At 56.2% G+C, this 10,624-nt stretch carries 8 protein-coding genes; all 8 read left to right on the top strand.

All coding sequences use genetic code 11. The features are described 5' to 3' along the window. Nucleotides 1–59: 59 nt before the first annotated feature. From ON063_RS13385 to ON063_RS13350, 8 genes are read left to right on the top strand one after another with little or no spacing between them, the layout of a single operon-like run. Nucleotides 60–1,013 carry a carbohydrate ABC transporter permease gene (locus ON063_RS13385; protein WP_214694278.1) on the top strand — a complete coding sequence of 318 codons (954 nt, stop codon included), beginning with the start codon at nt 60–62 and terminating at the stop codon, nt 1,011–1,013. A 12-nt stretch (nt 1,014–1,025) separates the two neighbouring features. Then, entirely contained in the window at nt 1,026–1,811 is a 786-nt protein-coding gene (locus tag ON063_RS13380; protein ID WP_274665463.1) for a carbohydrate ABC transporter permease, read from the top strand. Between the two features lie 18 nt (nt 1,812–1,829). Continuing rightward, entirely contained in the window at nt 1,830–3,818 is a 1,989-nt protein-coding gene (locus ON063_RS13375) for a beta-galactosidase (RefSeq protein WP_274665462.1), read from the top strand. Further along, entirely contained in the window at nt 3,815–5,881 is a 2,067-nt protein-coding gene (locus ON063_RS13370; RefSeq protein WP_274665461.1) for an alpha-galactosidase, read from the top strand. The genes ON063_RS13375 and ON063_RS13370 overlap by 4 nt, the downstream gene beginning before the upstream one ends. Nucleotides 5,882–5,903: 22 nt before the next feature. Beyond that, nucleotides 5,904–7,088 (top strand): galactokinase, encoded by a 1,185-nt coding sequence (locus ON063_RS13365; RefSeq protein WP_446719141.1) that lies wholly within the window; start codon nt 5,904–5,906, stop codon nt 7,086–7,088. Continuing rightward, a complete protein-coding gene (gene galE / locus ON063_RS13360; RefSeq protein ID WP_274665460.1) occupies nt 7,085–8,089 on the top strand; it encodes a UDP-glucose 4-epimerase GalE in 1,005 nt (334 codons plus the stop codon). The genes ON063_RS13365 and galE overlap by 4 nt, the downstream gene beginning before the upstream one ends. Next, nucleotides 8,086–9,615: a UDP-glucose--hexose-1-phosphate uridylyltransferase gene (locus ON063_RS13355; protein ID WP_274665459.1), complete on the top strand. Its 1,530-nt coding sequence runs from the start codon at nt 8,086–8,088 to the stop codon at nt 9,613–9,615. The genes galE and ON063_RS13355 overlap by 4 nt, the downstream gene beginning before the upstream one ends. Nucleotides 9,616–9,629: 14 nt before the next feature. Further along, entirely contained in the window at nt 9,630–10,592 is a 963-nt protein-coding gene (locus ON063_RS13350) for an aldose epimerase family protein (RefSeq protein WP_274665458.1), read from the top strand. Nucleotides 10,593–10,624: the final 32 nt, after the last annotated feature.

The raw sequence follows: 10,624 nt of genomic DNA, 5'->3' as shown, positions 1-10,624 counted from the left end.
GCGCCAGTAGCCAGACTCACTGGCGCTCGATTTTTTGAATCTGAAAGTGAGGGAACCTTATGCAACAAGCAACCGATTTGAACAAGTCCAAGCCGAAGCTCGCGTCGGTGCCGCCGAGCGCGCCGAACCCAATCCGGAAGAAAGAGCGGATGAAGCAAAACTTGATCGGCTGGGCGTTCGTCGCCCCGACCGTCCTGTTCGTCATCGCCTTCATTTATTACGGGATCTTTTATAACGCCTATCACTCGCTCTTCTCGTGGGACGGAATCTCGTTTGAGAAAGTGTATGTCGGCTTCGAGAACTTCGCACGCATGTTCCAAGACCCAGAATTTTATAACGCGCTCAAGAATACGGGCATCTTCACGATCTTGACGGTCACGATTCAGGCGGGTCTCGGGCTCGTGTTGGCCTATTTGCTACACACGAAAGGCGCGGGCCGGACGTTCTTCAAATCGGTGTTCTTCTTCCCGGTCGTCTTGAGCCCGGTCGTCCTCGGGGCGGCGTTCACGCAGATCTTTGACTTCCAGTTCGGCTACATCAACGAATTCCTTCGTATGATTGGACTCGGTGCCCTTGAGCAGAACTGGCTCGGTGACCAGGATGTCGCGCTCTACGCCATCATCTTGATCAACATCTTCCAATGGACGGGCTCGTCGATGATCATGTATTACATGGCGATGCTCGCCATCGAACGGGAAGTGTTCGAGGCGGCCAATATCGACGGAGCGGGCTTCTGGAGAACGCTTTGGAGCGTCGTCTTCCCGAACTTGAAAGGGACGACGTTCACATTGACGATCCTCGGGGTCATCGGTGGTCTAAAGACGTTCGATATCGTCTGGATCTCGACGCAAGGTGGACCAGGTAACTCGACCGAGGTCATCTCGACGTACCTGTTCCGGAAATCGATGCTTCATCAAGAGGTCGGTTACGCCAGTGCTGTCGCCATCATCTTGCTCGCGATCGCACTCGGTATCACGTACTTCCAGATGCGTGTACAGAAGAAAATGGACTAAGGGGGAGTAGCTATGGAACTGCAAACGAAAAAAGGAAGATGGTTCACCAATATCGGTCTGTCACTCATGGCAATCCTCTGGTTGTTCCCAATCTTCGTCATGTTCAAGGAAAGCTTACGTGTCAACGGCTTTGAAAACTATATCGCGACGCTTCAAAACCCGAACTTCCCACAGTTCGTCATCAACAGCTTCATCGTCGCCTTCTTTATGATTCTCATTTCGATCTCACTTCTCGCCTTTGCGGCGTTCGGCTTCTCGAAGCTCCAGTTCGCTGGGAAGCGCCTATTGTTCAATCTCGTCTTGGCAGGATTGATGCTACCGGTCGCCTCGCTCATCGTACCGCTCTTCTTCACATTGCGTACGCTTGACGGGCTCAACAGCTATTGGGGATTGATCGGCGCCGAGATCGCCTTCTTCCTTCCGTTCGGGCTCATGCTCATCAAGAGCTACTTCGACGAACTGCCGAACGAATTGATGGAAGCGGCGCATATCGACGGGGCGTCGACGTTCCAAATCTTCTATAAAGTCATGATGCCGCTCGCCAAACCGGCGCTCGCGACAGCGACGATCTATGCGTTCCTCAACTCGTGGAACGAGTACTTGATGGTCCTCACGTTCATGACGGACCCGGCCAAGCAGACGGTGACGATGGCACCAACCTTCTTCACGGAAGCGCTCGGTGGGGACCCTGGTAAACTGTACGCCTCGCTCGTCTTGATCAGCTTGCCGACGATGGTGTTTTATATCTTCTTCCAACGCTTCTTACAAAAAGGTATGACTTCGGGAGCGGTCAAATAATCGATTGAGGTGAACAGCATGTATTTAGGAGTAGATTACTATCCAGAACAGACAGATCGTGCGCTTTGGGACGAGGACGTCCGCTTGATGAAAGAGCTCGGCGTCAACGTCATCCGTATGGCCGAATTCGCCTGGACGATGATGGAACCGGCAGACGGTGAGTTCGACTTCTCGTTTTGGGATGAGGTCGTCGAGACGTTCGGCGAACACTTTGACATCGTCCTCGGCACGCCGACGGCGACACCGCCCGCATGGCTCATCGAAAAGTATCCGGACATCCTCCCGGTGACGAAAGACGGCGTCCGCATCAGTTTCGGTGCCCGTCGTCATTATACGGTCAACAGCCCGGTCTACCGCGAGTACTGTGAACGGATCACCCGTAAAATGGCGGAGCGGTATGGTCGTCATCCGCGCGTGATTGGCTGGCAGACGGACAATGAGTATGGACATGAACAGTCGGACCGCTCGTACGGCGACATCGATCAAGTGGCGTTTCAGGAATGGTTGAGAGAACGTTACGAGACACTCGACGCACTCAACGCGGCTTGGGGGACCGTCTTCTGGAGCCATACATATACGGCATGGACACAGATTCCGGTTCCTCGCACTGTGTTCCAAGAACACAACCCGTCGCTTCTCGTCGATTTCGACCGATTCTGTTCGGACGCGTATCGCTCGTTCAACAAACTCCAAGTCGACACGCTCCGTTCGCTCATCCACGAGGATGCGTTCATCACGCATAACCTCGTCTATAGCGACATGGCGATCAATCAGCAACAGATGGCCCAAGACCTCGACTACGTCTCGTTCGACAACTACCCGGTCTGGGGTGGATTGCCGGAGCCGAACCGTTTCGAGAAGACAGCGCACGATCATGATCTTTGCCGCTCGTCGAAACAAGGAAAAGGGTTCTGGGTGATGGAGCAGCTCAGTGGGGCCCAAGGATGGAGCCGTATCGGCTATTTGCCACGACCAGGACATATCCGTCTCTGGACACATCAAGCTGTCGCCCATGGCGCCGAGGCGATCGTCTACTTCCGATTCCGTGCCGCTGACTTCGGGACAGAGGAGTTCTGTCACGGCATCATCGACCATGATGGGAAGCCGAAACGGAAGTTCGAAGAAGTGAAGCACGTCATGTCTGAGCTTCACGCGCATGGCGATATGATCAACGCGGCTGCATACAAGTCGGACGTCGCCGTCTATTTCGACCAAGAGAACTTATGGGCGTGGACGCATCAGCCGCACTCGGACGCGTTCAACTTCAAACAAGAGTTCGTCCGCTTCTATGGTGCCGCTGTCCGTCAAGGGGTCAACACGGACATCGTCTTCCCAGGGGATGCGCTCGACGCGTATAAGCTCGTCATCGTCCCGCTCTATTTCCTCGGGAATGACGTGTTCGACGAGACGCTCATCGACTATATCGAGAACGGTGGGAACGTCATCTTCACATATCGGACTGGCGTGAAAGACCCGATTAACCGTTGTCATAACTTGACGCTCCCAGGCAAGTTCGCTGAGTACGCGGGTATCGAGATTGACGAGTATGAGAGCTTACAAGCCGTCCAGTCGAACGAGGTCCGCCTCGGCGACCAAGTGTCTGAGGCGAACATCTGGTGCGACTTGATCACGCCAAAAGGTGCCGAGGTGTTAGCGACTTACGGGCAGGCGTTCTATAAAGGAACGGCGGCCATCACGCGTCACACGTATAAAGGCGACGTGACGTACATCGGCTCATCGGTCGATGATGCGATGCTCGACACGGTCTATCACGAGGCACTCACACGTGCCGGGATTGACGCGCACCGACTCCCTGACGATGTCGAGAAAGTCGATCGTCATGGGGACGGGCAGTTGATCCGCTTCTATTTGAACCATTCGACCGAGGTCACGTCATCCGTCGAACTCGACGGCACGTGGCAGACGCTCGACGGGGAGACGGTGACAGGCACGCTCGAACTCGAACCGCTCGCGGTCGTCCTCCTCAAACGGGAGGTGGAAGCATGATCGTTCGTCACGACAATCGGTTCGCCCTCATCGGGACGAATCTCACGTACGTGTTTGATGTCGATGCACGCGGTCGTCTCGTCCATCAATATCTCGGTGGACGCCTGCATGAGTCGGACATCAAAGAACTACCGGACGCGCGCGTGTTGCATTCGTCATTCGAGACACCGGAAGGGGTGGCCGCATACGAGTTCACCTCGTTCGGCGACCTCGTCTATACGGAACCGACGTTGAAGAGTCATACCGAGACGGAACGGTTGCATGCGTTCGCACTCCGTGATGTACGGATCGATGGAGAGACGCTCGAAATCGATTTGTTCGACTCGATTCAGTCCCTTCACGTGACGCTTCAGTTCACGCTTTATCCGGCGTACGACATCATCGCCCGGCGCATGACCGTCAAAGCAGGAGAGACGGTCACGCTCGAGAGCGCACAGTCGTTCAGCCTCGGACTCATCGAGCGCGACATGCGACTCCGTCATTTCAGCGGGGCGTGGACGAGCGAGTTCCAGCTTCAAGAAGGGCTCCTCCTCCCAGGCAAGAAGACGATCGAGAGCCGTCGCGGGTTGACGAGCCATCAAAGCAACCCTTGGTTCGCACTCGACGATAATGCGACAGAGACACACGGGGAAGTCGTTTACGGCTTCCTCGGACACTCCGGTAACTGGGCGATCCATTTCGAGAAAGACCAGTTCGGCTTCACACAAGTGACGGGCGGGATCAATTCGTTCGACTTCGCGAAGACGCTTCAAGCGGGTGAGTCGTTCACGACGCCACCCGGCTATATCGGCTATACGCAGCGCGGATTCGGTGGCATGAGTCAGAACGCCCACGATTTCGAGCGCGACGTCATCATGCCGGAAGTGACGCGTGACGTGTTGCGCCCGGTCCTCTACAACTCGTGGGAGGCGACCTATTTCGACGTCAGTGAGGACGGACAGAAACGTCTCGTCGACGAGGCGGCCGCCATCGGCTGTGAGTTGTTCGTCGTCGATGACGGCTGGTTCGGTGAGCGTCACTCGGACGCGGCCGGACTCGGGGATTGGCACGTCAACGAGACGAAGTTCCCGAACGGGCTCGACCCGCTCGTCCGCTACGTTGAGGAGAAAGGTCTCCAGTTCGGGCTATGGGTCGAACCGGAGATGGTCAATCCAGATTCAGACCTGTACCGGACTCATCCGGAATGGATTTACTATACGGACGGACGCCCGTCGACGACGTCGCGAAATCAGTTCGTCTTGAACCTCGCCTTGCCTGAAGTCGAAGCGCACGTGACGACATGGCTCGACGAATTGCTCGGACGACACGACATCCGCTACATCAAGTGGGACATGAACCGTGCCTTCTCAGAGCCTGACAGCCCACATCTACGTGACGCGAAGGAACTATGGCTCCGTCACGCGGAAGCGGTGTATCGCATCCTCGACACGTTGCGGGAAAAACACCCAAACGTCGCGTTCGAATCATGCGCCGGTGGCGGTGGGCGGATCGACCTCGGTGTCCTCTCGCGCGTTGAACAAGTTTGGACGAGCGACAACACGGACGCACTCGACCGTCTCGCGATCCAGGAAGGCTTCTCATACGCCTATAATGCCAAGATGATGAGCTGCTGGGTGACGGATGCGCCGAACTGGTTGAACAATCGTTCGTTGCCGCTCGGATATCGGTTCGTCAGCGCCATGCAAGGGACGCTCGGCATCGGCGGTAATCTGCTCGAATGGACGAAAGAAGAATTGGCAGAGGCGAAAGAATGGATCGCGACGTATAAGACGATTCGCCCGCTCGTGCAGCACGGGACGAGCCATCGTCTCGCCTCGCTCAAACGGGACGGCTTCCACGCCGTCGGCTATACGGACGGAGAAGACTACGTCGTCCTCGTCAACGCCGACCGACGTCAATACGGGAAGAACTGCTTACGCGTGAAGTTACGCGGACTCGACCCGGAACGGACATACGAACTAGAAGGGCGCCGCGTGAGCGGACGCTATTTGATGGAACAAGGCATAAACCTCACACAACAAACAGACTATGACGCGTATTGCCTGGTCATCCACCCGGCATGAGCGATGGAAGGGATGAAGCCGTATGCTTTCATTTGATATGGAACAGCTGAGACAACAATTCGAGGAGGTGTTCGCCGGGTCAGTGGACCGGGTGTTCTTCGCACCGGGTCGCATCAACTTGATCGGTGAGCACACCGACTACAACGGAGGGCACGTCTTCCCATGTGCAATCACGTTCGGGACGTATGGACTCGTGAAGAAGCGGGAGGACGATTTGATTCGTGTCTACTCACGTAACTTTGAGGACGTCGGCATCGTATCGTTCCCTGTGACGGACGGGACGTATGAGGCGAGCCACGATTGGGCGAACTACGTGAAAGGTGTCGTCACGCTCCTTCGACAAGACGGGCACGACATCCACGGGTTCGACTTCCTCCTCGCGGGCAATATCCCGAACGGGGCGGGTCTCTCGTCATCGGCTTCCCTCGAACTCGTGACAGCGTTCATGTTGAATGAAGTGTACGGTCTTGGTCTCGAACGGCTTGACCTCGTCCGACTCGGACAACGTGTTGAGAACACGTTCATCGGCGTCAACAGCGGTATCATGGACCAGTTTGCCATCGGGATGGGTAAAGCCGGGCAGGCGATGCTTCTTGATTGTGAGACGCTCCATCATGACTACGCACCAATCTCCCTCGACGGATACGACATCGTCATCATGAACACGAATAAACGACGCGAACTCGCCGACTCGAAATATAACGAGCGTCGACGCGAATGCGATACGGCACTCGGGTTGATTCAACCAAAATTCGACGTGGAATCACTCGGACAGCTGTCGATGGAGGCGTTCGAACAAGTCGCCATCGACTTGCCGGAGACGCTCCGCAAACGGGCACGCCACGCCGTCTCGGAGAACGAGCGGACGAAACTTGCCTATACCGCTTTACAAGAAGGACGACTCGAGACGTTCGGTCAGTTGATGAATGCGTCACACGCGTCGCTTCGGGACGATTATGAAGTGACGGGGCTTGAACTCGACACGCTCGTCGCGGCCGCCCAAGGCTGTGACGGTGTCATCGGTGCCCGTATGACGGGGGCCGGATTCGGTGGCTGTGCCATCGCCATCGTTCGACAAACGGATACGAACGCGATGATCGAACAGACGTCCGCGAAGTATGAAGAGACGATCGGTTACGCGCCGACATGTTACGTCGCCTCGGTCGGGGACGGCGTCCGAGAACTCGTAGAGGAGGAAGTGAAATGAGTGTACTTGTCGTCGGCGGCGCCGGCTATATCGGATCGCACGCCGTCCGTGCCTTATTGAAAGACGGGGAGGACGTCGTCATCCTCGACAATCTCCAGACGGGACACGTCGAGTCGATCCCGCAAGACGTTCGTTTTTATGAAGGGGACTTACGTGACCGTGCGTTCGTAAAAGACGTGTTCGCGAAAGAGGCAGTCACGGACGTCCTCCACTTCGCGGCAAACTCGCTCGTCGGTGAATCGATGACGGACCCGCTCGCTTACTATGACAACAACGTCTTCGGGACACAGGTGCTCCTCGAGGTGATGCGGGACGCTGGGGTGAAACGGATCGTCTTCTCCTCGACGGCCGCGACATACGGTGACCAGACCATCATGCCGATCGATGAGACGGCGCTGACGAACCCGACGAACACGTACGGGGCGACGAAGCTCGCGATGGAGTCGATGATTCGTTGGTGTGATCAGGCGCACGGCATCCGTTCGGTCGCGCTCCGTTACTTCAACGTCGCTGGCGCAATCGCGACCGGTGAAATCGGGGAAGATCACGACCCGGAGACGCACCTCATCCCAATCGTCCTTCAAGTGGCGAACGGGCAGCGTGACGCCATCACCGTGTTCGGTGACGACTATGCGACAGAGGACGGCACATGTATCCGCGACTACATCCACGTCCAGGACCTCGTCGATGCGCATCTTCTCGCACTCCGTTACTTACGGGAAGACGGGACGAGCGACGTGTTCAATCTCGGGACGGCGAACGGACTATCTGTGCTTGAAATCGTTGAAGCGGCACGCCGCGTGACGGGGCATGACATCCCGGTCCGACTCGGGGAACGCCGCGCCGGTGATCCGGCGAAGTTGATTGCCTCGTCTGAGAAAGCACGAAGCGTCCTCGGTTGGACACCGACCCGGTCAAATGTCGAGACGATTTTGACGGACGCGTGGAACTGGCACGCGAGCCATCCGTTCGGTTATCAGGCGAAAGAGGTGAGACGATGATCGATGTGACGATTGAGGCGCTCGTCGAGGCAGCGATTCGTGCAGAGTTGATTGACGAGCAGGACCGGATTTATTCACGGAACCGTGTGCTCGCAACACTTCATAAACTCGATATGGACGTCCCGACGTCTGTGCCGTCGATGGCAATCCCGGACGCATTGGAGGAGTTGGTCGCGTATGCGATCGAACAGGAGTTGATCGAACCAATCCTGGAAGAAAAGGACCGCTTCATGGCTGAGGTGATGAACGTCTTCGTCTCGAAACCGTCTGAAGTGACGCGTCGTTTCAATGAACTTCGCGCGATGGACGTGACAGCGGCGACGGACTATTTCTATCGCATGAGCCAGGCGTCGAACTATATCCAGACGCGACGGATCGCGAACAACATCACGTATCAAGCACCGACCCGCTATGGCACGCTCGACATCACCATCAACTTGTCCAAACCGGAGAAGGACCCGCGTGAGATCGCACTCGCCCGGACGCAACCGACCCCGACGTCGAACTATCCGAAAGGGTTACTCGCGATTGAGAACGAAGGCTACGGCGGACACTTGAAACATCCGGCGCGTGCGAACCATCGCATCATCCCGCTCACGCTCGGCGGACAACCGTGGTCGTTCCAATATTCACCGTACCTCTACTACAACGAGCACTCGATCTTGTTGTCGAACGAGGTGCGCGACATGGTCATCGACCGGGGCGCGTTCGAGCGTCTACTCGACTTCATCACGCAGTTCCCGCACTATTTCGCAGGGTCGAACGCGGACTTGCCAATCGTCGGCGGTTCGATTTTGACGCACGACCATTACCAGGCCGGCCGCTACCGGTTTGCGATGGACGATGCGCGAGTCGTCTCGACGTATCGTTCGGAGCGTTATGACCAAGTCGAGATTGAGACGCTCTACTGGCCACTCTCCGTGGTCCGTCTCCGTTCCCGTCAACAAGAGCAGCTCGTCATGTTGGCGAATCAGTTGCTTGGCTATTGGCGTGACTATGAGGACGAATCGAGTGAGGTCATCCCGTATACGGACGGCGTCCCGCATAACACGGTCACTCCGATTGCGAGACGACGGGACGGGCGCTATGAGCTCGACCTCGTCCTTCGGAACAACCGGACGAGCGAGGCACATCCGGACGGAATCTTCCACCCGCATGCTGACGTGCATCACATCAAGCGTGAGAATATCGGCTTGATCGAAGTGATGGGACTCGCCGTCTTACCGGCACGCTTGAAGACGGAACTCGAACAAGTCGTCCGTTATGTGGCGGGCGAGGATGTCGAAGTTGAAGCAATGCACCAGGAATGGTCGGATACGTTACGGAAGAAGGCAGGCGACCCGAAAACAATCGTCGACCAAGCCGTCGTCGACAAGTTCGTGAAAGGACTCGAAGACGCCGGAGTCTTCAAACAGACGGAAACGGGGCAGGAACGGTTTGATGTGTTCGTCAGTTCGCTCCTGAGTCATGTCGATAAAGTGGAGTACGGAACACCAAGGTCGGGAATGAGAGAGAAAACGAACTAAAGGTGGTTGTACGAGTGAAACAAGCGACGATTCAAAACACCAACGGTATGAAACTATCTGCCATCGACTATGGCTGTGCGATGACGGAACTGATGGCCCCGGACCGAGACGGCAATCTCGACTCGGTCATCTTGAAATATGGGGACGTCTCTCAATACTTAGAAAACCCAGTCTATCTCGGATCGGTCGTTGGGCGGATCGCTGGACGGATCCGTGACGCGGAAATCGATGGTGTCGCCTTGACCCCAAGCGAGGCGCCTCATCATATTCATGGAGGCGACAAAGGCATCACGGCTCGACACTGGGAGATGGATGCCGACGAGCAGTGCATCCAGTTCACGTATGTGAGTCCGGACGGGGAAGAAGGATATCCCGGAAACGTCTTCTTCAAAGTGTTATATGAGCTGACAGATGACAATGAACTGATTGTCACGATGACGGCGGAAACGGACCAACTGACGTGGGTCAACCTGAACCATCACAACTACTTCAATCTCGGTGGACGCCCGACCATCCATGACCATGAGCTGACGCTACCAGCTGATTCGGTCGGGGTGCTCGATACAGAGTCGCTGCCGACAGGAGAGCTGCGGGATGTGAGCGGGACCCCGTTTGATTTTCGTGACGGGAAAGTGGTCCGGGAGGCGCTCGAGTCAGGAGACGAGGCGATTGATCGGGCTGGTGGACTTGATCACCCATTTATCTTGAAGGATGGGGAGACGAAGTTACACGACCCGGTGAGCGGACGGACGATGACCGTCGAGACGAATCAACCCGTCATGGTCGTTTATACAGGAAACTTCCTCAGTGAAGAGACACCGGTGACGCTCGACGGCCGACAAAAACATAGCGCGATTTGTCTCGAAGCCCAGGCGTTCCCGGACGCCCCGAATCATCCAGACATCGTGACCTCGATCGAACTGAAACCGGGTGAATTGTATCACTCGCGGACGGTGTATCGGTTTGGGGTGGAATGAAAAATGAAACTCATCATGCGACCTCGCATGAT

Source organism: Exiguobacterium sp. B2(2022) (genome assembly GCF_028823655.1).
Classification (GTDB): domain Bacteria; phylum Bacillota; class Bacilli; order Exiguobacteriales; family Exiguobacteriaceae; genus Exiguobacterium; species Exiguobacterium aestuarii_A.
This window is presented reverse-complemented; position numbering and strand designations above follow the sequence as displayed.

Coding starts and splice junctions, on each gene's coding strand:
- ON063_RS13385 (WP_214694278.1), top strand. CDS start 60: ATGCAACAAGCAACCGATTTGAACAAGTCCAAGCCGAAGCTCGCGTCG.
- galE (WP_274665460.1), top strand. CDS start 7,085: ATGAGTGTACTTGTCGTCGGCGGCGCCGGCTATATCGGATCGCACGCC.
- ON063_RS13355 (WP_274665459.1), top strand. CDS start 8,086: ATGATCGATGTGACGATTGAGGCGCTCGTCGAGGCAGCGATTCGTGCA.
- ON063_RS13380 (WP_274665463.1), top strand. CDS start 1,026: ATGGAACTGCAAACGAAAAAAGGAAGATGGTTCACCAATATCGGTCTG.
- ON063_RS13370 (WP_274665461.1), top strand. CDS start 3,815: ATGATCGTTCGTCACGACAATCGGTTCGCCCTCATCGGGACGAATCTC.
- ON063_RS13375 (WP_274665462.1), top strand. CDS start 1,830: ATGTATTTAGGAGTAGATTACTATCCAGAACAGACAGATCGTGCGCTT.
- ON063_RS13365 (WP_446719141.1), top strand. CDS start 5,904: ATGCTTTCATTTGATATGGAACAGCTGAGACAACAATTCGAGGAGGTG.